This is a genomic window from Brevibacterium aurantiacum (assembly GCF_900169065.1).
GTDB lineage: Bacteria > Actinomycetota > Actinomycetes > Actinomycetales > Brevibacteriaceae > Brevibacterium > Brevibacterium aurantiacum.
Map to the genome: position 1 here is coordinate 12,088 of NZ_FXZB01000030.1, position 23,855 is coordinate 35,942.

The window sequence follows — 23,855 nt, forward strand, 5'->3', positions numbered from 1 at the left end:
GTACGCGCCGATTTGCAGTCCGACTCTCCAGAATGAGTTCAGACCACCCTGGTCAACTTCGATACTGCCCACTATGGCACCGAAGCCCCTGTGACATATGGAGATCCCCAAAGTGACAATTCATCCATTGGTGAAGGCGGGTTCGCTCGCCCTAGCCCTTGCTATCGCACTGCCAACCACATCCCCAGTCCAGGCACAGACCTCTTCAGGCCTTCTTGAGCGACCAGACGATGCTCAAGTGGCGCTTGACAACTCGCAGTCACAGCCGGTCGCAATGCCCACCGCACTTGATACCAGCGACGAAGAGGTCACGTGGAGCCGCGATGGCGTCGTGACATCTCTGAGCGCAGATGGAAGCTTGCGAGCCTCCACCAGCGTCGACGATCGAGTCGATGTTGGACTCTCGGTTACAGAACATGCCGCGCCGAAAGATCTGTCTGTGACAACCGATGGCACCACCATCATGCATCGAAGCGGGACCGAGGCAGCCCATGCGATGCAGATCCTCGACAATGGTGCGATTAGCGCCAGTGTTCTTTTGGCAGGGCCTGACGCCGCGAAGACGACCCAGTACGATTTCACCGAAGATGTTGCACCTGTTCTGCAGAAGACCGGTGCGGTGGCGCTGTACAAGGACGACGTGCTGGTCGGTGTGGTCGAACAACCGGTTTCGCACGACGCTTCCGGGGCCGAAGTCGACTCTCACTATTCCATCGAAGGGAATCGACTGGTGCAGACCGTGGACCCCGAGCCGAAGAGCGTTTACCCGATTGTGGCGCAGGCTGCGGTCGCCGTCTTCTACACGAGGGGTGACTATGTCCATGTCACTAGAGGTCAGGCTTCAGGTCACGGGTGGTGGATCAAAGGCACGGCCAAAGCGACGAAAGCGAAGGTCACGGTGCAGCTGCAGTACAAGCCGAAGAAGACTTCGTCGTGGAACAGAAGGGGCAAGGCTGGGGTGAAGACAATCGGGCCGGGCACTTCGAAGAGAGCCAACGCCCGGATGACGTGTAGGTCGCAGGCTAGAAAACAATGGCGTAGCTGGGTGGATGTCAATCTCATTGGATACCTCGATTCCCCCAATAAGCTCTACACAAGCGCAAGGACTCTTAAATGCACATTGTGAAAGGTTCGACTGACCCAATCATCGTCAGTGTCGACGGTACATTGGAGGTCACGGAGGCAATCCACAGAGGTATCCAAGCGGGCGAAATCGACGAAGATGGCGCGTTTGCGCGGTTCTTCGGACTGTGCACGGCTTTGAGCCCGCAGAGCTCCGCCAACAAGGCGTTTGAAGCACATGAGGGCTTCTGGGCATTCGGCGGCGCAGAGACTCTGCGAACGCTGAGGGGGGAGCTTGGATGGTTTCAGATCGAACATCTTGGCGGAGTTCCACCAGCTATGCTTGTGCCGCTGTTCGTTCATGCAGCTGCCGATACCGTCGCCCAGTTAGGGAGCCTGTCGATATCGTCGTTCAGCATTCAGATCCCGGGGCACGTTGCGCCGGCCGACCCCGTGTGGATCCAGACGCTCCTCGACCAGTTCGCAGCAGTCGACGGTGCGACAGAGCCAACCAAAGCCACCGTGAACCTATTTACGACTCCCCGGGCGCGATTACGCGATTCCGCGGTCGAAAATTGGTTTGAAGCCACGCATACCGGCGGTATCATGCTCCGTACGTTGACCGACGAAAACTCTAGGGCCACGTTCGATGATCGGTGGGCGTTGCGTTCGTCACCGATGGTGTTACGTGCAGTGTTCGATGTTCCCGAGTGGTCTGCTGCGAGTGCGTCGACGCTTGTTGCCTTCATGCTCGAAGCTGCGCGAGCAAGTAAGATCGACGGCCCGGTCATCGTCAATGTGGGCCGTAGTGAGTCTGCCTGAAGCAGATCGGCATATGCCATCTGATCATCTGCCGTTTTCAGCCCTATCGTGATTGAGAATGTAAGGTCGGCCTGAAACCGCCGGACTCGAGCAGACTTCTCGCGATGTAGTGCGTGAGGTTGCGGAATCCCAAAGCAGACCCGGCCACCACACCGACGGCACCAGTCATCTGCTGTGTTCGGCCGACATTCCAGAATGGCTTTGTGCCCGGTGACATGCTGGCCGATACAAGTCAGGTCGAGGGCGTCGAGTCGGCAAAATGTCGTGAGGTCAGGGGTGAAGAAAGTAGGCTTGGACACGTCGAGGTCTTTCGGATGGACTGTGTGAGAACTTCCATCATCGGAAGACCTCGACGTCTATCCAGGCAGCGACTCGCCGTGTCCTGGAATCACCGATCTACACTCTCAATTACGACACTCCTATAGTGTTTCGTCAAGCGGCGGCCACCTCTTTTCTGGGATGAAGAGTCTCGACGATGAGGGGGTAGAGCTGGCGGACGAGGTAACGCTTCAGGCAGCGGATGATTTCCATCTTGGTCTTGCCTTCAGCAGTTCGTCGCGCCACGTAGTCGCGGGTCTCCTGGTTGTAACGCAGCCGCACCATCACGATGTGATAAAGCGCCGAGTTTGCCTGCCGGTCCCCAGCGCGGTTGAGTCGGTGGCGTTTGGTCTTACCCGACGATGCCGGGATTGGGCAGACCCCGGCCAGTGCTGCGAACGCGGCTTCTGAACGTAGCCGATCAGGGTTGTCCCCGGCGGTGATCAATAGTTGCGCGATGGTATCTCGGCCGCAGCCGAAGACCCTCATCAGGTCGGGGGCGTGGTCGTCTAGTAGTCGCTGCAGGTGCCCAGCCAAGTCCTCTATCTGCCCGGTCAGTGCTTGCCAGCGCCTGGCCAGCAGCCGCAGGCTGTAGGCCGTGGCTTCGGCGGCGGTGACCGGTGTCGGTGTGGGTCGCGATGCCGCCAGTGCTGCAATCAGTTTGGGGGTCGACAGGCCCTTGTAACGCGTACGTAGATCCTCTGGGGCTGTGATCAGCATCCCCTTAATCTGATTGATCGTCGCAGTCCGGGCCTGCAGCGCCGAGGACCTTGAGGTCCGTAGTACTCGTAGCGACTCCACCAGCCCGTCCCCGCCCTTGGGCGCCGCGCTGACTCGGCCACCCAGCACAGCTTCAGCGGCGGAATAAGCATCGAAGGGATCGCTCTTGCCGTGGAGTCGCCGGTCGAAGCGGTTAGGTCGATTCACCTCGAACACTGTGATGCCTGCCTCCCGCACAACTCGGGTGACCGCGGCTCCATAGGAGCCGGTGCATTCGATGCCCACGCTGACCAATCCAGGCCAGGAACCCAAGAATCGTAATGCCGCCTGGTACCCAGTCGCGGTAGTCGGTATTTGGGCATCAGCCAGCCGGCGCCCGGCTTGGTCGATCACCGCGAGGTGATGTGTGTCCGCGTGCGTGTCGATCCCGCCGTAGACCTTAACCTGCTTATCGTTCATCATAGGAACTGCGCCCCTTCTTTTCGAGTTCTCGGGTGCGCAGCTCAGCCGGCGTCAGTCAGTTCACTATCGGGGACACGCCAGACTCCTATCAGGACATGACGGCCTGCTGGGCTGCACTTATTACAGTGAGCCGAGCCAGTCGACACGTCGTAAACAGGACAACCCCAGACAGCGGGGTGTCAGAAGAGCCATGAGTCAGACCCGACCACAAGACCATCATCGATCCGTTTGGTAGAGACCGCCACGTCCTTCGAGAAGTCAGACTAACTAGTCCACAAGATCTATAGTGAAGAGCCCCTAAAGCTGATGCACGGTTAGAACAATCAACACCTCGCACCGCAGCCAGGTTCACACTCCCGACTGTTTTAGTTGGGGTCGCATTGGTGGCAATGTCGATATCCGGAACCGCGATCGCCCTGCCCGATATCGGCAGAGAGCTCTCTGCTGCCGGCTCATTACTGAACTGGGTAGTCGCAGGCTACAACCTCGCGTTCGCAGCGATGACCCTGGTTGTCGGTGCGGCGTCTGATCGTGCAGGACGCCGCCGCGTCTTCGTCATCGCGGCGGCGCTATTCGCGGCTGGATTCGTAGCCACGGCATGTGCCCCCACGATTCAATTCCTCGATATTGCACGGATTGTTTCCGGAGTCGGCGGTGCAGGAATGATGGCAGCAGGCGGCGCATTGTTAGCTCACACCTACGAGGGTGCTGCTCGGAATCGGGCGTTCGCGCTGATGGGAACTATGGCCGGAGTCGGAATCGCTGTCGGACCTAGCCTGGTCGGAGCCTTAATCAGTGCGGTGGGATGGCGAGGAAGCTTCAGCGTCTTCGCCGCTGTCGCCGTGATTATCACCATCGCCGCCACTCGCTTGACCGAGTCCCGCGATAAGGCCGCTCAGACCGACTGGATTGGGAGTACCCTGTTCGTGGTCACGCTAAGCGCCTTCATGTTCAGCCTCCTCGAAGGCCCAGAATACGGATGGGCACACCCCACGGTCCTAGTCGGGTTCGGGATCGGTCTCGCTGCGGCAATCGTGTTCGCCCTGTCGCAGCGGCGTAGCAGCGCACCGATCCTTGCCCCTGAACTGGTCGCCCATCGTGGTTTCGTGGGCTGGTGTCTGGCAACGCTGACTACCTCGATCGGGTTCCTCGGCGTGTTGGTGTTCCTCCCTACCTATTTGCAGTCCGTCTCCGGATACACTCCGATCGCGGCTGGGTTCTTCATGCTGCTGCTGACCGCGCCAGTATTGGTCGCACCGATGCTCGCAGCCATGCTCGTCAACCGAGGCTTCTCGGCGCGGCTGTTGATCCTGATCGCTCTTGTGCTGGTTGTTTTCGGCAACGCGGGCCTGCTTGCGCTGCGTCCGGAGCACACAATGGGACCGGTGGTCGTCCCACTATTGCTGATCGGGATAGGCATGGGAACATCGTTTGGAATTACCGATGGGCAAGCCATGGCACTTATTCCCTCACGGCTCGTAGGAACCGCGGCCGGATTCCTCAACACGGTGCGGGGCGCTGCCGAGGCGTTGGTGATCGCCGTGTTCAGCGCGTCGTTGCTGGCGGTATTGACCGAACGGCTCGATAATGCGAAGCATGCCTCTGATGTGTCCGCAGGTCACCTCGCCGAGCCCTGTAGCGCGGCGCACAATCTCGAGATCGACGCTTTTACTGGGTCGTGGCACTTCACTCAGATCGGTGTTGGCACTCTGTGTTTGATCCTCACCCTCATAGTTACAGTCCTACTATTCACTCGCAGTACGTCGGCTCACGAGAAGGAAACTAATGCCTCAGAAATCTGACGGTCCCCCGCAATCGCCGGCCCGTCACGTTGATCCGGCACAGCCGCTAGGTGTACTGACCGGAGACGTTAGTAGAGTGACTTTCTCTGGGAGCCTTGACCTTGACACTGTGTGATGCGGTCTGGTGGGAGTCGACATGTTGAGCATCGGAGAGATCGCGCATAGCACCGGTGTCTCGCGGCGCATGCTACGGCACTGGGAAGACGAGGGGTTGCTGACCCCAGCTGTAACCGACCCCGTGACCGGCTATCGGCGCTACCAAGACAGCCAGCTAGGGCGCGTGCGAGCCATCACGGAGCTGCGCGCGCTCGGGTTCGGTTTGGCCGAGATAGGGCAGCTGCTCGATCCGCAGATCGGGCAGTCCACGCTGGAATCGCTTCTGATTCACCAGGTAGATGCCTTGCAGCGGGAGATCACCGAGGCTTCAACACGTCTGGTCCACGTTCAGCACCGGCTGGACATCATCCAGAACAAGTCCATGGAGATCATCATGAATCTGTCCCTCACCGCACTGCCCAGCCTCAATTTCTGGGGGCTGAGCACCGCCGTCCTTGATGAGACCGAGATCGGTCACGCCGTGAGCGAGTTGTACCGGCGTCTCCCGCAATCCGATGAAGAGATCGTGCTTCTGTACGACGGCACGCGCGACGACCAGATCACCGTCTCGGCCGGGACTATGACGCAATCCGAATCTGAGGCGGTCAGCAGGATCGTCGTACCGGAGGTCCCGGAAGGCGTAACGGTCACGTTCGATGTGCCCCCAGAGAGCATCGCGGATGCCTGGATCCTCATCGAGACCGAGCTGGAGAAGCGACACCTGACCAGCTTTGGAGTCTACCGGCAGGTCAACAGCGCGACGGGGCACGTCACCCTGCAGGCCCCTGTTCGCGAGCGGCACTGATTTGTCGGCCACGGCAAACGGGGCCAGCGGCGTTGTCGAGCCGTCGCCTGGATGTGAGCCTCAATGAGCCATGCAAATGCGGCCCTTACCCCGCGCCACAGGCTGAAAGTTGCCCACCTGGTCGTCGACCAGGGGTGGCGGATCAGTGAAGTAGCGGCCCGCTTCCAAGTGTCCTGGCCGACGGTCAAGCGCTGGGTCGACCGCTACCTCGCCGGCGAACCGATGCAGGACCGCTCCTCGCGGCCGCGGAGATCTCCGGGCAAGACACCCAAGACTGTGACGAAGAGGTGCGTCAGCCTGCGGATGCGTCTGCGGGAAGGGCCGGTCCAGCTCGCTGCGAGACTCAACATCGCGCCGTCGACGGTCCATCGAATCCTGCGATCGGCCCGATTGAACCGACTCGCCTATGTCGACCGCGAAACCGGTGAGCCCATCCGCCGGTATGAGCATGACCATCCGGGATCGATGGTGCATGTGGACGTGAAGAAGCTCGGCAACATCCCCGACGGTGGCGGCTGGCGTTACGTCGGCCGCCGCCAAGGCGAGAAGAACCGCGCCGCGACACAGGACAAGTCACGCAACGCCTACGGCAACCCAAAGCTCGGATACGCATTCGTACACACCGTCATCGACGACCACTCCCGCGTCGCCTACACCGAGGTTCACGACGACGAAACAGCCGTCACTGCCGTCGGTGTCCTACGTCGGGCCGCCAGCTGGTTCACCGACCGTGGCGTCACGATTGAGCGAGTGTTGTCAGACAACGGCGGTGCGTACCGCTCGTACCTTTGGCGCGACACGTGCGAGGTCCTGTCGATCATCCCGAAGCGCACCCGCCCGTACCGCCCACAGACAAACGGAAAGGTCGAGCGTTTCCACCGCACCATGGCTGACGGGTGGGCCTATGCCCGTTGCTACCGCAGCGAGCATGAGCGCCGCGACGCGCTCAATGGCTGGCTGCACCACTACAACCAGCACCGCCCCCACACGGCCTGCGGTAACCAGCCGCCCTTCTCGCGATTAATCAACGTCCCCGATCAGTACAGCTAGGTATCGGAGACGTTATGCGGCGTACTGGAGTATCCGCGTCCGCGCTACATTTCTACGAACGTAGAGGACTTGTCATCAGTGAGCGCACAAGCAGGAATCAGCGCATCTACGCCAGGCACATGCTCCGCCGAATCTCTCTGATCCTGGTTGCCAAACGCCTCGGAATTCCCCTAACGGACGTCGCGCGAATCTTTGCGAAACTACCCACCGATCATGCGCCGACCCACAAAGACTGGCAATACGTATCACGCATCTGGAAACGACAGCTTGAAGACCGCCGACGCCAGATTGAAGCACTCGAATACGAACTCACCGGCTGCATCGGCTGTGGGTGCCTCTCGATGAAGGCATGCTCATTGCTCAATGCCGACGATAATCTCCAAGAGCGCGGTCCCGGACCTGTCCGAATCCAAGAACACCTACTTCCCCCGAAAACCTAGGTTCCGGAACGACGAACTGGGGAGTAACAGGCGTGTCTCCGTCGGTTAACTCGTGGTCCAAAACTCCTAGGGGTCACGAATTCGCGGGAGCAAGTGCTGCGTGCACTCAACGTCCCACGGTTTCTTTGGTGTGGGCGAGTCGGTAGGAGTGCGTGCCGGTCTCAATGATCGTCCCGTGATAGGTGAGGCGGTCAACGATCGCAGCACACAGTCTCGGGTCGGTGAACGTATCTGTCCACCCCGAGAATGATTGATTCGACGCGATCGCGATCGAATTCTTTTCTTCTCGTTCGGTGAGGACTTGGAAGAGGAGTTCGGCACCGCGGCGGTCGAGTTCCATGTATCCGAGCTCGTCAATGATCAACAGGTCTACCCGTCCGTAGCGGGCGATGGTCTTCGCCAACGTTTTCTCATCAGCAGCTTCAACCAACTCGTTGACCAGGCGGGTAGCCAATGTGTACCGGACCCGGTGGCCCTGTTCGGCGGCCGCGGTACCCAGACCGATGAGGAGATGTGATTTCCCGGTCCCGGAATCCCCAATCAAACACAAGGGTTCGCCCTTGCGGATCCACTCACCGGTCGCAAGCTGGTTGATGGTCGCGGCTTCAATGTCGGGGTTGGCGTCGAAGTCGAAGTCACCGAGCCATTTACTCCGCGGGAACTGAGCCGCCTTCACCCGCCGGATCGTTGAACGACGGTCACGATCATCAACCTCGGCCAGGAGGAGTTCGGCGAGGAACCCTGGATAGGAGAGTTGTTCTTTCCCGGCGACGGTGATGGCTTCGTCGAGAACGGCGCGGATCGTGGGCAAGCGTAGCCGGCGGCAAGCTTGGTCGATCGCTGCGAGGGCGGCTTCTTCGGTCATGTTGCGGCGTCGCCGCAGACTATTCGTGACCGTGGTGGGTGGTGTGGCCATATCAGGGTGTACTCGCTTTCGGAATGTTCTCAGCAGGAGTTGGTGTGGTTCGGCGTGGGAGCAGCTGGTCGTAGTCAGCGACTGAGGGGATCGGTCTGGTATCGGGTGGGAGTCCCGCGATCACTGCGTCTGGGTCGGTGAGTCGGCGCTGAGTCAGGGAGACAACCTTCTGCCCTTGCTCATCACGATGTGCAGCGGGATGACGGTCCGGGGTGGCCCCACCAGTGGGTGTGTGGCGGCGGGCTTCGATCGCGACGACCTCCGCCGACACCGCCCCGATCTTCAGTGCTGCACTGATTCCTGCGATCACGGCGTCAGCGGGGAGTGACCGGTGGAGGAGGAGAACGTCGATGAGTTCTTTCGTTCCTTCAGAATCGCCGTTGACTTTCCGAGTCTCTGCCCAGAACGCATCATGGGTTGGTGTGAACGCACCGGAAGTACGGGCGGCTGCTAAGGCTGTGGATCCGGGGAGGGCTCCGGGTTTGTGTTTGAGGACCTCGAGGTAATGGTCGAGATCGACCACATGCCCACCACGAGAAGCGACCCGTGGATGCGTGGCCACCAACTGGTGGCCGTCGTAGATCTGTAGGTGTGAGGCGCGGAGGGAGACGCGGACTTTCCGGCCGATGAGATGCGCGGGCACGGAGTACTTCATCATCCGCACGGTGATCATCGAGGACCGATCCACCCTCGGATGCAACACCAGCCCAGGATCGAAGGCTTCAGTCGGCAGCGGAGCCAACAAATCCCGTTCAGTAGCGTAGTCGTCGCCGATGGTGGTCAGTTTCCCACTAATCCGCCGAGCGTCGTCGTCGGCTTCCCAAGCTTTGATGTGTTCGTTGAGTTCGGTCAGGGAGGCGACTTCGGGCATGGGGGTGAGGTGGTTGCGGCGGAACCATCCGACTTCTCCTTCGACACCGCCTTTCTCATGGGCGCCTGTGATGCCGGGTTGGCAGTAGAAGGGGTCGAATCCGTAATGCGAGGCGAACAGTACCCACCGGTCGTTTTCCTTCCGCCGCCGGTCTTTGCCGTGGAGGACTGTGGTGACAGCGGCGGTGAGGTTGTCGTAGCGGATATGCCTGGTCGGGATACCGCCAATAGTGTTGAAAGCGTCAATGTGGCCTTCGAGGAATGCTTCCTGACCACAGGTCGGGTAGATACGGTGGATGGCTTTACCGGAGTAGGAGAGTCGGTAGACGAACATGTGACACTTCCTTCTCACCCCGTCGAGGATGATCCAGACTTCCCCGAAATCGACCTCTGCTTCAGCACCGGGTGGATGGTGTTGGGGGATGAAGACTTCTTTACGCCTGCCGGCAGCAGTATCGATTTCTGCCCGGCGGACCCGCACGTAGTCCCGGACCGTGGAATACGAGACGCCTAGGGCGTCGTGTTCGTCGATCAGCCGGTTCAGGATCCTGGTTGCTGTGTGGCGTTGTTTCCTGGGTGCGTCGAGATCCGAGCACAGCATCGCGTCGATCGCCGGTTTGTAGGGATCAAGCTTCGGCGATGTTCTTCGCGCTGGCTTCCGTGGTGGCGGTTCAGCACTGTCGAGGGCTTGCCGGATAGTGCGGCGGTGCACGTTATGGCGTTTGGCGAGAGCTCGGATCGAGAGTCCTTCGATGCGGGCGTCGCGGCGGATGGTGGCGAAGAGTTCCACTCGTGACTCCAAGGTGGTGGCCCCGTTCTGTTGAACCAGTAGGTTCTTCTAGGTTCGGGTGGGGCCAGTTGTGGCCGTCGCAACACCATCGGCGAGTCGCGGGTGGGGCCAAATGAAACCGTCATGCCGGGGCCACTTCACACTGTCATAACCACGGCTCGCCCAATCGCGGCGAAAGGAATTCCCAAAAACGTCGCATAGAGAAGCAATCCAAGGACCGGGTTGATCCAGTGTTCCAGCGTCTCGGACGTGGAGGGAACCAGCCAACCGAACACACCACCGGCAACAATCGCCAGCAGATACAAACCGATCTGTCGGCGTTCCATCGTCTCGACGATACCTTTCATGCTCATCGTGCCAAGTCTAATTCTCTGGCGTTGGCTGCGCTTTCATCGCGACGTTCCAGTTCCTTGGTAGTGGGACACCGAGGACGAGCTACCTCATCGATCGGGCCAGGGCCTGATTTTCCGTCCCATAAGTAAGGCCCAAATCAACGTCCCATCCATTCCGTACAGACACGAATATTGGTACGCTGGGCGCATGGAATTGGGATACGCGCGGGTTTCGACGGTCAAACAAGACTTGGATCGACAGATCGATGCTCTGGCCCAGACCGGCATCGCGGCCGAACGGATCTATGTGGACAAGAAGTCTGGGTCCACGGTCGACCGCCCCGGACTGCGTGCAGTCATGGAATACGCCCGCGACGGAGATGTGATCGTCGTCCACACTCTCGATCGGCTCGGGCGAACGGTGCGCGATACTCTGAACCTGATCCATGACCTCTCCGAACGCAACATCGGTGTGCGCAACCTCGCCGACCCGATCAGAGTGGACTCGTCGAACCCGGATGATCCGATGGCGCAGCTATCGGTCGTGCTGCTGGCGTTGTTCGGACAAATGGAACGCACATACACCCTGGAGCGTGCCGCCCACGCTCGAGCGGTAGCGACCGCGAAGGGCCGACGCATCGGACGGCCATCAGTGGTGGATCCGGACAAACTGGCCTACGCCGAGCACCTGCGCACGACCGGACACACCATCGCCGATATCGTGGCCAAAACCGGGATCACCCGTACCAGCCTGTATCGCCACCTACCACCGCGGCCTCCCGAAGCGGTGACAGTCGCGCCGAAGACTGCCGCCGATCCCGAGACCTGATCCAGGACTGGTGACCGTCATGGCGCAGAGGACCCCAGAGGAGAGGCTCGCTCTGCTGCGCCAGCACGATGACGGTGTCCCCTGGACACGGATCGCGGCCGAATCAGGCGTGCCAGTGCGAACATTGTCACGCTGGGCCGCGAAGTATCGCGCTATCCCAACGTCCAATGGCCTGCAACGCCTCCGGCGAGCTGACAACGGTACGAGGCGAATACTGCCCGAGATTGTGGAGATGATCGAAGCTCTGGCGCTTCGCCGCCCCGAGCCCACAGTCGCGTTCGTTCATCGCCGAGTCAGCGGCATCGCTGCCAATCGGGGACTGACTGCGCCGAGCTATTCCAGTGTGCGAGCGATCATTGGTGCCATCGACCCGGGCCTGCGCACACTCGCCCAGCACGGCGATGCCGCCTACCGGGACCAGTTCGAGTTGGTTTTCCGCCGCTCCGCAACGAGCCCGAATGAGCAATGGCAGGCCGATCACACGCTCTTGGACGTTGTGGTACTCGACCAAGCTGGCGAGCCGGTTCGGCCGTGGTTGACGGTGCTACTTGATGATTACTCCCGCGCCGTAACCGGCTACACCCTCTTCCTGGGTGCCCCATCAGCCGAACAGACAGCGCTGGCACTACACCAAGCGGTCAATCAGAAGACGAATCCTGCCTGGCCGGTCTGCGGTCTGCCAGATGTGCTCTATTCCGATCACGGCTCGGACTTCACCTCTGTCCGCCTCGAACGGGTTTGCTTGGACACACAGATCCAGCTCATCCACTCACGCATCGGCGTTCCGCAGGGGCGAGGAAAGATCGAGCGGTTCTATGGCTCCATCACCACCGAGCTTTTGCCGCACCTACCCGGGTATATCCCGCACGGAACGAACGGAGAACCCCTCACGGACCCGGCGTTCAGTCTTGAGCAACTCGACGCGATCCTGGAAAGATTCATCGTCACCGAATACAACCAGCGCCCCCATTCGGAAACCCACCACGCGCCCGTCCACCGCTGGGCATCCTCCGGCTTCATCCCGCGCGCCCCGGCGCGACCGGAGGATTTGGACCTACTTCTGCTGACTGCGGCGACTACAAGGAAGGTTCAACGCGACGGGATCCAGTTCGCCTCCACCCGGTATGTCTCCCCGGTACTGGCCGCCTACGTCGGTGAACAGGTCACCGTCCGGTTCGACCCGCGCGACGTCGGCGAGATCCGCGTCTATTTCAACGATGACTACCTCTGCCGCGCGATCGCTCCCGAACTCGCCGCCGAGTCCGTCTCGCTACGAGAGCTGCAGGCTGCCCGGTCGCAACGTCGCCGTGACCTCAAGCGACAGTTACGCCACCGCCGCAGCCTCGCCGACGCGCTACCCACCGATATCCGTTATGTCCCCCCGCCTGAACCACCCGAAGCGGAACCAGTTGACGTCGACGAAGCCCCACCACGACACGGATTGCGTCTCTATGCCACCGACTGACCCAAAACACAGTCTCCTCAGCAAAGACGATGATGGAAGCCGATTCCTTTTCGGCGATTTCGGGGAGATCAACTCCAGCGCTCCGCCACGGCCGGACTTGCCACCGTTCCAGACAACTCATGAGCATCGCCGCTTCGCAGAGTTCGCCGACGCGGTGCGCACTCATCGCTATATCGGCCTGTGCTGGGGACCACCTGGGGTCGGCAAGACACTTTCCGCCCGGCACTACTCCGGTGTCGATGACTGGGAACAATGGGAATCCCTTTTCACCGACACCCTCGGCCCTGTGCCGGAACGCGTTCTTGAGGCCCGCACCGCGTTCTTCACCCCCACGGTCATGGCCACCCCGAAACAAATAGACCAGAGCCTGCCCCGAGCATGCCAACGCATTTCCTTCGCCGTCGACTTCGCCGAGCACGGCATAGTCGACCCCTACGTTCATACCGAGTCCCGCTCCAGTGGACGCACCGAGCTGCTGATCATTGACGAAGCCGATCGTCTCAAGGCCACCGGCTTTGAACAAGTCCGTGACTACTTCGACCATCACCACATGGGCGTCATCCTCATTGGCATGCCGGGCATCGAGAAACGCCTCGCCCGCTATCCGCAGCTCTACAGCCGTATCGGCTTCGCCCACGAGTATCGTCAGCTGAGCGCGGATGAACTCACCGCAGTCTTGGCCAGACGACTTCCTGCTGAAGGCGATGCAACCGATGGTGGCGTCGCCCACGCAACCGCGATCGCGACTATCGTCCGGATCACCGCAGGCAACTTCCGCCTTGTCGACCGTTTACTCACCCAGATCGAGCGCGTGCAGACTGTGAACAATCTGAACGAGTTGACACCCGAGGTTGTCGAGGCCGCGCGGCAGGCTCTCCTCATCGGCCACTAAACGCCGTGAGAAACGTGCCATTTACCGCTGCGACTCACAGCTGAAGTCACGCCGAGGTGGATCTGACGTCTCATAAAACTAAAGGTTTAAGAGGCGACATAAGTCCGCGACTTGCGGCCATCGTCCGCGCAATGATCAGCGTTGGATCGACGATTTCACCTTTTGTGATCATCGAATCCAGCTCCTCTACACGTAGCCAAACAGCGCTAACCTGCTCCGCCGGATCGTCTCGAGCTGCGGTCCCCTTTATCGTTGCCTCTGACGAAAAGAAGAGGTGCACGGGCCAGCTTGCCCGGCCAGGGTTCAAGAAGAAGGTATGGAGGGACATCAAGCTTGTCGGCACAATCCCCGCTTCTTCCTCAAGTTCGCGACGGGCCGTGTCTATCGGCTCCTCGCCATCTTCGGCTCCACCGGCAGGTAGATCGAAGATCCAGCGATCTATCGGGTAACGATACTGCCGAGTGACCAATACGTGATCGCCGTTAACGACAAGAACCGCGGCCGCGAATGGAACACTCTCGTCGACCTCGTAGTGAGTTTGCGAACCGTCGGGGAGAGTAACGGTGTGCTCGAAAAGCACTACACGCCCTTGGTGAATCTGGCGGCGATCAACAGTCTCCCACTTAGTCTCCTCCTGCGACATCTTCAAACTCCCAGTTGGCATCGGCAGGCAAAGTAGGCACGGTCCAATCGGGGTCCGGCTGAAAGCCCTCGTATCCGGCGTTGAACGGGAATTCCCAGTGCTCGACATCTTTCACGGCTTGCTGTGCCACTTGTCTGATCTGCTCCACCTTGGCTGTCGAGAACACCCCGGCGCGGTGGGCGAGCTCAAGTTCATCTTCGTCTTTGAAAGCGTAGATGCGATCAGGGCTGACGAGAACGTCGAGCACGAGGTCTGAGGTTTCGATGCCGGAATCCGACCGTGTGAATTCTTCTTCGATGTTCACGTAATAGGAGTTACGGATTCCCGCCTTTGTCTCGAAGAACCAGACAGAGTACATGGTGTTTGGCTGGAAGACTGCAAGTATCCCGGAGCCTACCCAGTTTCTGACTGCTTGGGCTCGTGGGGCGGTGAAGCGATCTGTCCCGCTGAGGGAGCGCAGGTCCTGCCCATCAGCACTGACTTGATAGAGCATTCGTGTCCCCGCGGCCATCCACACGGCAAGGTGCTGATCATCATCAGCGATTACAGTTACTGGCCGTTGATCCACGAGTCCGGGAAAGTCTGGGTCGCGGTAAGTCCAGAAAATTCTGTCGCCTCGTTGCCAACGCTGATGCTGCTGATCACTCATGCTCGCAACATACCAGGACATGCCGAGCCCCTAAATCATCTGCATCGCCACTGTGCAATGGAAAAGCACCGCCACTTATCGCTGAACCTCACAGGTTTGGTGTCCGCTTTGTAGCAGAATGGATAGATGACGATTTCGACCCGCGCGGCTACGTACAAGGACGAAGCTTGGTTGTTCCAGCTTCATGAAGACGCTCACAAGGAATTGGTGGAAGCGGCCTATGGTCCGTGGATCGCTGTACAGCAGCAAGAGTTTTTCCGCCCGCTTGTTGAGGAACATGAGGTGTTCGTGCTTGGGTTAGACGGCGTGGACGTCGGCGCGCTGTATCTGGGAAGGCGCGAGGAAGACACGTGGCTAGAGCTCATGGAAGTTGCTCCGGATAGTCAGGGTCAAGGCGTCGGTGCCGCCATCCTCAGTTGGGTGGTTGAACAGTCTGCAAAGGCTGGCCATGGAACGATGCTTCAGGTTCACAAAGTGAATGCCAGAGCAAAGCGATTGTACGAACGTGAAGGCTTCGCTGAGGTCGGGGAAACGGACACTCACCACCTGCTTCGTCACCCATAGTTCCGGGGTTCGCGCTGCTTCAAGCGAAGGCGCTATCGCGATAACGGCCTGACAACTCGTAATAGCGGTATCGCTTGTTGTTCTATGACTGATGAAACCTGCAAAGCATCGTGCGATGCGAGCGGGCGGTGAGAGCACTGCCGCCAAAATACGCTGACAGAACACCGCCATTTACCGCTGAAGCTCACACATTCTTCCGGTCGAGATCTTGAATGTCAAAGGGGTATACTCCTTTGACAGAAATCTTTAGATACTGTGCTCGCGATCGTAAGCGCACGGTTGCTACTACGAAGCATGCTCCTCCTCGCCATCATCGTCGCTTTGGACAGTTGATTTGCGATCGGGCGGAAGGCTTATTGATGTTGTAGTGCTTCCCCAGCGCGAGTTTAGGATCTGCTACGGCCTACGGGCTTCCATCGTAGCTACTCTAGTTTTCCCGTACCTGTGGAGCAACAAGGTGATATTTGCACGTCAACAAGGAAGATTCACAAGCGGGTGACCCTGCATCCAAGATGCTCGCTCAGAATACAAGCAAAGCGGTCGAGAAATTCCTCAGTAACAACCATTTTTGGGAGCTTTCCCGTCGCGATCCGCCTCCAGGTTACGAGTTTTTCTGGGAACCTGCCGACAAAGCTTGGGGAGAAGGCCAGGCGGTTTCGGAGGATGCAGCCGGATCCCTTTGGTCGGAGGCGCACCGTGTCGGTCATTGTAGTCCCGGCTTGCCTGCCGCGCTTCACGTAAGTTGTTGGGTTCTCAGCAACCAGTGTTGTCCATATGACATCGTCGCCTCCACATCCGCACTGCCGATGCGATTCAATCCAACGGTCACCTGCGGTCAATGCTATGTGACCCTCAGGCTTCACTTCAATCGGGTGTGATCCAGCAAGAGCAGTCGGATCGGCGAGAACCCTCCAGACTGCTTCGGGGTCAGCTTCGACGAAGAACTCTTCTGTATGGCTGAAGTATCTGCTTCCCATCGATGTGACCGTCTCCTCATGGTCTCGCGCTCATACCGCAATGATGTTCCGGTACTTCACAAGCGAATGATGACACGTACTTGCATGGTCCGTCATTCCAAGCCGGATCTGGAAAGTCCATTAAACCACGGCAATATGTCGGCTCGGCCACCAGGGAGACACGCTGCAGATGCAGAGTCCGCGGCCTTCGAGTGTCAATCCCGTGCGAACTTCGACAGTTCTGTTCGCACCTAACCCCAATCAGTGGACAGATTCGGTGAGCAGGGATACTCGATTGACATGATCGCACTCATCCGGCCTGCTGGGCCGAAGTTGTCTCGAAATTTCATACTTTCGTGCGAGGCGCCCGCGGCGCCCACACTGTATGCCCGGACCTGCGGCAGGTAACGGTTTGATTGCTTTCACACGAGCGACCCCGGAAGCCAACTCAGGGATTGTTAGGTTTAAGGACGGCTTATCCCCATGAAAGATCGTCCCCACCCTTCTTCACAGACTGCGAGACCATGCGAGAAGACTCCCGGATGGCCCTGGCCCCCGTTTATCCCCGCCGGTGGGTCCAGCGTGCCCTGGTGGCAGCCGTCGTCATCGTTTTCGCCATGGTCGCCATTGTCATCGTTTTCACGCCAGTAGAAACTGTTTCGAAGGTTCGGATCGCAATCATCGATGGAGGAATTGATCCCACCTACCCAGCATTGAATAAGGCGAAGATCGAGGTTCGTTCGGTGCCGGGCGCCCCGTCGAGAGTGAGCGAACACGGGTCAGCCATGGCCGCGATCATGGTTGAAAGCGCGTCAGCAAAACCATCTACACGATCTCCGACGATCGAGATCGTCGACGTCCCGGCTCTTGATATTTCTGGTGTCGGGGAAGTTGAAGACTTGGCGACTGGGATCACGACTGCGACACAACAAGATGTGGATATGATCGTCGCCGCGCTCGGGACCGAAATGGACGCGCCAGAGCTGAAGGAAGCGGTCCGTCACGCTCAAAACGATGGCGTGACCATCTTTTCCGCTGCCGGGAACGGTATTGGAGATTTCGCCTCATACCCAGCCCAATATGAGGGAGTGATCTCAGTGGGGGCACTGAACAAATCAGGCCACCGTCTGAGATTCACGAATATTCGAGCCACGAATCTCCTTGCTTCCGGTGAGGAGATCCACGTTAAGAGCCCGGGAGGTGGGACCCAGCCGTATTCAGGGACGTCTCCTGCAACAGCGATTGCTGCGGGAAAGATTGCCGCGTGCTGGCCACTGATTGCTCCACACACTCGTGATCAGACCCGCAGGAACACTCCTGTCGATCAAGCGATAGAAGAATCCATTGAAGAACAAGGAAAGGACCCGAGGGAATGCAAGTCTCTTTAAGGAAGAGCGTCGCTGCTGTTGCAGCGGTGACCGCGTTAGCGGTGGGGCTGTCGACGGCAAATATTTCACCGGTCGCGGCCGACGAGCCAACCGAAGTACCAAGCGTCAGCACACATAGTGTCTCTGTTGATCCTGATGAGGCGACCTCAGGTGTTGAGTCGCTTGATGAGGGCGGCGACAACCTAGATACGACTGTAGACGTCGACGCGGTCGGTGGCACAGTCTCCACCTCGGTTGAGGCTGAAGGTATTGATTCGCGTGTGGATGTCGCCACGGATTCCGATGCTCCTCTTGATGAGCTGATCCAGTCGGTGACGGTTGAAGCAGTCGTCGATGGTGAAGACATTGAAAGCGAACTACTCGTCCGTGATTTCACCTATTTAGGTGATGAAGCCTTCGCTGCAACTCTCGAAGATGCTCAGTCAGGAGAAACCATTGAGGTTTCTTCTGCCCAGGTGAATGCGCAGGCATTCCCGATTCTGTGGGTTCTTGGCCTCCTCGCCCGTGTCGGGATTAAAGCAGCGATCAAGCAAATAGGGAAGTCGAAGATCAAGCAGGCTGCGTCGAAGTACTTGTTGAAGCAGAACGCGAACAAGTGGAAGCATATCCGGGCGAAGAGGCACAACTGAGACAAGATTGGTGCCACGTCGCGGGGGAAAATCGCGAATCTCATGTCCCGCGCAATGGCCAACGGCAAACACTCAACATATAAAAAGGGATCAGGCCGCCAAGCGGCTATGCCCTATAAGGGGAAGTACATTGTGGTGACCTGTGCGAAGAAGGGAGGTCAGATTAGTAATGGATGGTGGGGATACCCTCTCAAGTAGGAAGAAGCTGGCCGCAGCGATACTGGAGTCGAAGGACGATGATCTAACGCAGGCATTGGCTATCGCTGAGCGCATGTCGATCACTGACGTGGCCGAGACCTTGTACAATAATAAGCCCGATCTGCAGTTTGATCATTCCGAGCTGTGCGACAGGTTCATCAGCGCATGGCTGGATCGTTTATCAACAGTTGAACGGTTCGTTGCAGCGGAAAGACTCGATGGGCTCTATTCCCTAGGTCTGGTGTGGTTGCCACACGCCCAAGATCGTAGCTGGGAGCGGATGCTCCGGCTCGCGGCGTCGAGTCTTGAAGAGATTGCGGACACCCTCACATACGCAGAGGGCGACGCGAATAGTCCTGATACGAGTTTTAATAGGCGTTACGCGATGAAACTCGTCGAGCTGGCACGAGGACCACTGGCTGAGGTTGCAGGCGAGCTGAGTCGGTGTGCGGATGAACTTGTTGAGTTGCAGTCCCAGGCTGACACTGAGGAAGAATCCGAGGGATAGCCGGATTCTGCACCTGTGGCGGTGCGCTCCAGCCGAGGGCGAGGCCACGCATAGTGTGGCCTCGCCTCTGCGCGTGTGGGTCTCGACGTTTGCGCAGACAGCTACTGAAACCGGCGTCGTAGATAGAGAGGGCCAGTTTCCAGCGTCAAGGCGGTGTCGTCCTTGACGGTTTTGTTCGAACCTTGGCCCAGGCCATAGACAGATTCGGTAAGAGGGTATACCCGATAGACATAGATTCGGGAACTATTTTCGCTAAGTGGGACCCCTAGCGGTCGTCGGGGTCCCGCTCGTCAGAGATGGTTGCCCTGCCTTCGAGTTCGCTAGACAATTCTCGGATAAGGCGGTTGCCCTCATCGATAAACCATTGGTGATTATCTTCGCAGTCCCACCCCGAATCTGGGTAATCGACGACGGGGTTGAAGTGAGAGCTCCAGAACTCCATGTAAGCATGGAGATCGTCGGCCAGGTCCGCTGAAATTGGGAGGTCTGAAGTCCCCACTGCAATGTCGTCGGTGTCATGGCTCCACAGCGGTTCCTTCCGCCCCCAGTCGGGAAAGAATCGAATCTCGATTGGCGAGTTCATAGAACACAACTCTGCGCGCGGCTTCGTCTGATTACGCTGGGACTTTCTCTTTTCAGCTGCCCGAACGAATGAGAGCCCCAAGGACCAACCAAGCGGTACAAGGGCAATCGGAACACAGACCACCGAAACCACGACCGCTGCCGCATAGGCGTTTATCCAACCATCCTCGATCGTGCCTGCCCACAACCATACGAAAATGCAGAAGCCGACAAGGAGTGTAGACACGGACGCTACTGCAATGTAGGCGATCTTCGCGCCTTTGGATTCCGGAATCAAAATTCGTTCTCCTCTCTCAGGTGTGCTGGCGGCATGACCGATGTCTCTGATCACGGGTTTCGTCTGCGGATAATAGTCATTCTTATCGACAAGGGCGGCGCCGTCGTTGTGTGAACTGTCGACTGCCTCCGTCGCTCGTTCGTCGCAGTGTTGTGAGTGTGTGCCACGGATCGTTGAGGCCGGTGTGGCATATTGAGATCAGACTATTACGGCAGGGGTATAAGGGAGGTTCGCGGTGAGCAATGGTGACTCGGTGCACGTGATGATCATAGCCACTGACGAATCGGTAGAGCTGTATCACATGGAAGATGTGCAGTGGGTGGAGTGGGTGCTACTCGGCTGGTTCGTCGTTGGTGCCGCCATCGCGGTCTGGTTCCTGACCATCATCGTGATAAGGCAACACGCGTGGTTGTCGCTCACTCTCCTCGGTGTCGCCTCAGTCGGCCTGATCGCCGGGGGATTCTGGGTCCAGTTGGGCTCCGGAGCTTATAGGGACAGTGAGGCACTGTGGGCCTGCCCTTCGGGTCTCAACGCTATGCGAATCACCGAAGCGAACGGATATCCGTTGTCGGATGGAATCGTTCGATGTCGTGCCGACGCGAAAAGGAACGTGGCAGTCGGCGCAGCGATGGCGGGCGCGGGGGTAATTCTGGCATTCGGTTCACCTCTCGTCGGTCGACATCGAAAGGCAGTAGTGCTCGCATAGCGGGCGAAGTTGCAGGGCGAGTTCGCGTGTCATCGATGGTGCTCTCCCGAATCTATTTGGCTCCCGTCCTCGTATCCCGTCTCAGAGACGTCCCGAGCTTGTGCGGGGTCACTTATTGCGGGACCGGATCTTGATGATTAGGACCATCAGTAGAAAAAGTACGGCGGTGAGGGGGAACATGAACGCGGCGAACACCCACACAAGCGTCCCGCCGATTCCGACCGAGTCGGAGTAAACGGCCTGAGCAACTGAGAGGCTGCTTAACTGGTGGGCGAAGACCAGAGCGAAGAGGCTGAGCGTTGCGAGTGTCGTTGAAACAGTCGTTGACACGGGCGTGGTCGAGAGTCGACGGAGAACGCCAGTGAGGCCGATCGCTCCAACGATCCCGGCTGCTGTCAGCCAGAGGAACTCCGTGTCCCATCCCTCATCACTGATAGGGGCCACGGGAGCGAAGAAAGTGACGATGAGAAACATGGTCACTGCGAGGCCCGTCGCCAGTGTCGAAGCGTAGATGACGAACGCAGTCGTTGCGAACGCGGGATCGCCACGACCTGAACCGATGCGGGTACGCGGCGTTGTTTGATGCTCAATGTTGGGAACTCGTACGGCCCACATGATTACGCCGGAGAGCACGAACGGATAGGCGAGCTCTCCGATGAATGGCAGAACTGCCAGCGAGTTAGCCACAATGTCCACAACACCGCTGGGAGGAGTATTCATGGAGTAAAATACCAGCCCGACTATTTCGCTGACCCCTGACCCAATCAGAACGATGAGACTGATGATCATGAACCAGGGCCTGAAAGAGCGGGGGAGAGCCCGTCCGATGATGACTGCGCAGAATGTTGCAACCACTGTCAGTAAGAAGCCTGAGAGGCTTATCATCCAGGGCTGAGGCAAGTAGAAGCTCTCGTCGGAGATATGCATCGCCACGTAGCCAGTCCAGGCAATGAGATGCCCGGCGAAGGCAACAATGAGCGTATTGAAACCGATCGAACGGGTGCTATTCGTTGCCGGTAGCGATAGCAAAGAGGAATCTGGTTTGGAACCATTCATATGCCGATCTTGGCACACTCGTCGTAGAGTCAGGGCCGTGACGGGAATTGTCGCGATCACGATTGAACGCTCGCGGCGGAAAGTGACCGCCCGCAGGACACTTTGTGCAGGTGAAGGCAAGAAATACGTGTTCCCGAAGGGGCCTGCGTCCGCTTTCGACGGTTTCGAAAGCGGATTGACTGCCCGGCGTTGCGCCACTGAATCTCGGCAATGCACCTCTTCTATCGTGCCTATACGATGTTTGCGCAGACTATAGAATGGGCCTTATCGCTTTCAACTAATGAGGCAGAGCCCGCAGATGCGCCGAAAGGATCGAGCATATGGAAGACTTTGGATTCGTTGAATCGAGCTTTGGCGTCCTTGGCATGCTGATGACACTTCTGCCCGTGTTTGTCTTTCTCGTCATCGTAGCGGGCATCGTAGTTGCGACTGTCTGGATCACCAAGTACCTCAAGCGGCAGGAAGCTGACCGCAAAGAGATGCTCGATCTCATGCGCAGGCAGGTTTCCAGAAAGCAAGATTCGTGAGTAGCGACCGTTTATCCGTCGTGCTGATCATTGCGGGCCTGTGCACGCTGTTAGCTGGCTTCGTGGCAGGCCTTGCTGCCTTCTCAACCATGTGGACTCTTTTCGGTTTCGGAGTCGCTCTCACAATCATCGCCACGAGTTTCATTATCTCGGTCTTGAACCAACGGCCTTGGCCGGCCAGAGGCCGTGACCAGCTGCGCCAGCTAAACACCATAGGGACGGCCCTGCTACTCGCGGCGCTCACATGTGCCGCTGTGGTCGGTATCGCTATCTCGGGGTTCATCGCTCTCGTTGATGGTACAACTCTGCAAATCAGTCCTGCGCAGGATGCATTGGTGGGGGTTGGTGTCATTGCGACGGTCCTGGGTGTAGTTGGGTTTGTCGGCGCCGCGGTGGTGAAGTTCGGTATTCGCCTCACCCGCACACCAAATGGTAGGTCTCCTGACTTGCACAGTTGGGGACGAGTTTCGGGTTTCGACTGGCGTTTATGCTGGTGACCGTGCCGTCAGTTCCTGATTCGGGACACTAAATGGGTCCGTAGAATAGGTACATGAGCCTGCGACTAAGGAAAGTCCCGACCGCGTCCGGGGCAACCGCGGTCCAGATCGTGACGAAACGCCACGGCAAACTCACCGTCATCGAACACCTCGGCTCCGCCCACACCCCAGCCCAACTCGCAGCACTTGAAGAAGCCGGCCGCGAGAAAATCAACGAGTCCACCGGGCAGCTGGCACTCGACCTCGACACCGGCAGCAACGTCTCGACAACATCGCGTAGGCGGGTAAAGGGATCGACATCACGTCTGCTCATCGACACGATCCACACCGCCTACAACCGACTCGGATTCGATGTCGTCGATGACAATGCGTTCTTCCAGCTCGTCCTCGCCAGACTTGTCGAACCTACATCGAAATCCGACAGCATCCGCGTCCTGAACGAGCTCGGTGCTGAAACGAAACACCGCAACACGTTCTCTGCCTGCCTCAAACGCGTCATCGATGACGACTACCGATCCATGATTGCCGGCAAATGTTTCGACTACTCAGTCGCCACGACAGGGATCTCATTGATTCTCTACGATGTCACCACCCTGTACTTCGAAGCAGAGAAGGAAGACAGCCTGCGCAAGGTCGGGTACTCGAAAGAACGCCGAGTCGACCCGCAGATCGTTGTTGGCCTCCTCGTCGATCGGACCGGGTTCCCGTTAGAGATCGGGTGCTTCGAAGGCAACAAAGCAGAAACGTTCACGATGATCCCGATCGTCAAGGGTTTCCAAGACCGCCACGGGGTCACCGATATGGTCATCGTCGCTGATGCCGGAATGCTCTCAGCTGCGAACCTGAAAGCCATTGATGATGCCGGGCTGCGGTTCATTGAGTATTTGAAGCTTTGGGGACCACCCGATCGTGCGGTTGGGGACCACCGATATTGCCTGTGGGGGCCAGCAGCCGTGGACCTCGGGGCCACTGGCCGCCCATCAGCTCATCGTCACGGGTTCAAA

Annotated in this window: 25 protein-coding genes and 2 pseudogenes; 17 read left to right on the top strand and 10 right to left on the bottom strand. The window is 58.6% G+C overall.

The features are described 5' to 3' along the window. Positions 1–112: 112 nt before the first annotated feature. Positions 113–1,126: a hypothetical protein gene (locus tag BAUR9175_RS16840; RefSeq protein ID WP_241211299.1), complete on the top strand. Its 1,014-nt coding sequence runs from the start codon at positions 113–115 to the stop codon at positions 1,124–1,126. Next, positions 1,114–1,884, top strand: a complete 771-nt coding sequence (locus tag BAUR9175_RS19430; RefSeq protein ID WP_069600084.1) for a thioredoxin domain-containing protein — start codon at positions 1,114–1,116, stop codon at positions 1,882–1,884. The genes BAUR9175_RS16840 and BAUR9175_RS19430 overlap by 13 nt, the downstream gene beginning before the upstream one ends. Positions 1,885–2,027: 143 nt before the next feature. Here BAUR9175_RS19430 and BAUR9175_RS16845 read toward each other — a convergent pair. Next, positions 2,028–2,183: pseudogene (locus BAUR9175_RS16845) on the bottom strand (ISL3 family transposase); the annotation flags it as partial. 133 nt (positions 2,184–2,316) lie between these two features. After that, entirely contained in the window at positions 2,317–3,384 is a 1,068-nt protein-coding gene (locus BAUR9175_RS16850; protein ID WP_101584626.1) for an IS110 family RNA-guided transposase, read from the bottom strand. A 377-nt stretch (positions 3,385–3,761) separates the two neighbouring features. Here BAUR9175_RS16850 and BAUR9175_RS16855 point away from each other — a divergent pair. From BAUR9175_RS16855 to soxR, 4 genes and pseudogenes are all read left to right on the top strand, one after another. After that, a pseudogene (locus BAUR9175_RS16855) lies at positions 3,762–5,186 on the top strand (MFS transporter); the annotation flags it as partial. 136 nt (positions 5,187–5,322) lie between these two features. Next, positions 5,323–6,087: a MerR family transcriptional regulator gene (locus tag BAUR9175_RS16860; protein ID WP_069600088.1), complete on the top strand. Its 765-nt coding sequence runs from the start codon at positions 5,323–5,325 to the stop codon at positions 6,085–6,087. A 63-nt stretch (positions 6,088–6,150) separates the two neighbouring features. Next, on the top strand, positions 6,151–7,137 hold the full coding sequence (locus BAUR9175_RS16865) for an IS481 family transposase (protein ID WP_055082838.1): 987 nt from the start codon (positions 6,151–6,153) through the stop codon (positions 7,135–7,137). A gap of 14 nt (positions 7,138–7,151) precedes the next feature. Next, the gene (gene soxR, locus BAUR9175_RS16870; protein ID WP_206426704.1) at positions 7,152–7,577 is read left to right on the top strand and encodes a redox-sensitive transcriptional activator SoxR; all 426 of its coding nucleotides are present in this window, start codon (positions 7,152–7,154) and stop codon (positions 7,575–7,577) included. Between the two features lie 106 nt (positions 7,578–7,683). On the opposite strand, the gene istB is transcribed toward soxR, so the two are convergent. The 3 genes from istB to BAUR9175_RS16885 form a co-directional block, all read right to left on the bottom strand. Beyond that, complete coding sequence (istB, locus tag BAUR9175_RS16875; RefSeq protein WP_069600090.1) at positions 7,684–8,493, bottom strand: IS21-like element helper ATPase IstB; 810 nt, start codon at positions 8,491–8,493, stop codon at positions 7,684–7,686. A 1-nt stretch (position 8,494) separates the two neighbouring features. Then, positions 8,495–10,165: an IS21 family transposase gene (istA, locus tag BAUR9175_RS16880; RefSeq protein WP_069600091.1), complete on the bottom strand. Its 1,671-nt coding sequence runs from the start codon at positions 10,163–10,165 to the stop codon at positions 8,495–8,497. Positions 10,166–10,290: 125 nt separating this feature from the next. Beyond that, positions 10,291–10,506: a hypothetical protein gene (locus BAUR9175_RS16885; RefSeq protein WP_125188290.1), complete on the bottom strand. Its 216-nt coding sequence runs from the start codon at positions 10,504–10,506 to the stop codon at positions 10,291–10,293. A gap of 187 nt (positions 10,507–10,693) precedes the next feature. On the opposite strand from BAUR9175_RS16885, the gene BAUR9175_RS16890 reads away from it, so the two are divergent. From BAUR9175_RS16890 to BAUR9175_RS16900, 3 genes are read left to right on the top strand one after another with little or no spacing between them, the layout of a single operon-like run. Then, positions 10,694–11,314 carry a recombinase family protein gene (locus tag BAUR9175_RS16890; RefSeq protein ID WP_101584631.1) on the top strand — a complete coding sequence of 207 codons (621 nt, stop codon included), beginning with the start codon at positions 10,694–10,696 and terminating at the stop codon, positions 11,312–11,314. A gap of 19 nt (positions 11,315–11,333) precedes the next feature. Further along, entirely contained in the window at positions 11,334–12,779 is a 1,446-nt protein-coding gene (locus BAUR9175_RS16895) for a TnsB C-terminal domain-containing protein (protein ID WP_051505134.1), read from the top strand. After that, positions 12,766–13,671 carry an AAA family ATPase gene (locus tag BAUR9175_RS16900; RefSeq protein ID WP_180959270.1) on the top strand — a complete coding sequence of 302 codons (906 nt, stop codon included), beginning with the start codon at positions 12,766–12,768 and terminating at the stop codon, positions 13,669–13,671. Before BAUR9175_RS16895 ends, BAUR9175_RS16900 begins: the two co-directional genes overlap by 14 nt. A 70-nt stretch (positions 13,672–13,741) precedes the next feature. Here the strand turns inward: BAUR9175_RS16900 and BAUR9175_RS16905 are convergent, their stop codons facing one another. Together BAUR9175_RS16905 and BAUR9175_RS16910 are read right to left on the bottom strand one after the other, a co-directional pair. Beyond that, complete coding sequence (locus BAUR9175_RS16905; protein ID WP_069599206.1) at positions 13,742–14,314, bottom strand: NUDIX hydrolase; 573 nt, start codon at positions 14,312–14,314, stop codon at positions 13,742–13,744. Beyond that, on the bottom strand, positions 14,295–14,963 hold the full coding sequence (locus tag BAUR9175_RS16910) for a ribonuclease FAU-1 family protein (RefSeq protein WP_069601218.1): 669 nt from the start codon (positions 14,961–14,963) through the stop codon (positions 14,295–14,297). Before BAUR9175_RS16910 ends, BAUR9175_RS16905 begins: the two co-directional genes overlap by 20 nt. A 126-nt stretch (positions 14,964–15,089) precedes the next feature. Between BAUR9175_RS16910 and BAUR9175_RS16915 the strand changes: the two genes are divergently transcribed. Beyond that, entirely contained in the window at positions 15,090–15,527 is a 438-nt protein-coding gene (locus BAUR9175_RS16915; RefSeq protein ID WP_069599205.1) for a GNAT family N-acetyltransferase, read from the top strand. A 485-nt stretch (positions 15,528–16,012) separates the two neighbouring features. Here BAUR9175_RS16915 and BAUR9175_RS16920 read toward each other — a convergent pair whose 3' ends face one another. Next, on the bottom strand, positions 16,013–16,504 hold the full coding sequence (locus BAUR9175_RS16920; RefSeq protein ID WP_083248606.1) for an SRPBCC family protein: 492 nt from the start codon (positions 16,502–16,504) through the stop codon (positions 16,013–16,015). 569 nt (positions 16,505–17,073) lie between these two features. On the opposite strand from BAUR9175_RS16920, the gene BAUR9175_RS16925 reads away from it, so the two are divergent. From BAUR9175_RS16925 to BAUR9175_RS16940, 3 genes are all read left to right on the top strand, one after another. Next, positions 17,074–17,871 (top strand): S8 family peptidase, encoded by a 798-nt coding sequence (locus tag BAUR9175_RS16925; protein WP_165770839.1) that lies wholly within the window; start codon positions 17,074–17,076, stop codon positions 17,869–17,871. Further along, a complete protein-coding gene (locus BAUR9175_RS16930) occupies positions 17,856–18,500 on the top strand; it encodes an SAR2788 family putative toxin (RefSeq protein ID WP_069599203.1) in 645 nt (214 codons plus the stop codon). The genes BAUR9175_RS16925 and BAUR9175_RS16930 overlap by 16 nt, the downstream gene beginning before the upstream one ends. 169 nt (positions 18,501–18,669) lie before the next feature. Further along, positions 18,670–19,206 carry a hypothetical protein gene (locus tag BAUR9175_RS16940; protein WP_069599202.1) on the top strand — a complete coding sequence of 179 codons (537 nt, stop codon included), beginning with the start codon at positions 18,670–18,672 and terminating at the stop codon, positions 19,204–19,206. A 265-nt stretch (positions 19,207–19,471) separates the two neighbouring features. Here the strand turns inward: BAUR9175_RS16940 and BAUR9175_RS16945 are convergent, their stop codons facing one another. Beyond that, complete coding sequence (locus tag BAUR9175_RS16945) at positions 19,472–20,119, bottom strand: immunity protein CdiI family protein (RefSeq protein ID WP_125240291.1); 648 nt, start codon at positions 20,117–20,119, stop codon at positions 19,472–19,474. A gap of 181 nt (positions 20,120–20,300) precedes the next feature. Here BAUR9175_RS16945 and BAUR9175_RS16950 point away from each other — a divergent pair, with 181 nt between their 5' ends. Further along, positions 20,301–20,771, top strand: coding sequence for a hypothetical protein (locus BAUR9175_RS16950; protein ID WP_069599200.1), 471 nt, complete (start codon positions 20,301–20,303; stop codon positions 20,769–20,771). A 108-nt stretch (positions 20,772–20,879) separates the two neighbouring features. Here BAUR9175_RS16950 and BAUR9175_RS16955 read toward each other — a convergent pair whose 3' ends face one another. Continuing rightward, positions 20,880–21,704: a hypothetical protein gene (locus BAUR9175_RS16955; protein ID WP_125240290.1), complete on the bottom strand. Its 825-nt coding sequence runs from the start codon at positions 21,702–21,704 to the stop codon at positions 20,880–20,882. Positions 21,705–22,147: 443 nt separating this feature from the next. Between BAUR9175_RS16955 and BAUR9175_RS16960 the strand changes: the two genes are divergently transcribed. From BAUR9175_RS16960 to BAUR9175_RS16970, 3 genes are all read left to right on the top strand, one after another. Further along, positions 22,148–22,354 (top strand): hypothetical protein, encoded by a 207-nt coding sequence (locus BAUR9175_RS16960; RefSeq protein WP_069599198.1) that lies wholly within the window; start codon positions 22,148–22,150, stop codon positions 22,352–22,354. Then, positions 22,351–22,851: a hypothetical protein gene (locus BAUR9175_RS16965; RefSeq protein WP_069599197.1), complete on the top strand. Its 501-nt coding sequence runs from the start codon at positions 22,351–22,353 to the stop codon at positions 22,849–22,851. The genes BAUR9175_RS16960 and BAUR9175_RS16965 overlap by 4 nt, the downstream gene beginning before the upstream one ends. A gap of 53 nt (positions 22,852–22,904) precedes the next feature. Then, positions 22,905–23,855 (top strand): IS1634 family transposase (locus tag BAUR9175_RS16970; protein WP_257944363.1); only part of this gene is annotated, 951 nt, incomplete at its 3' end.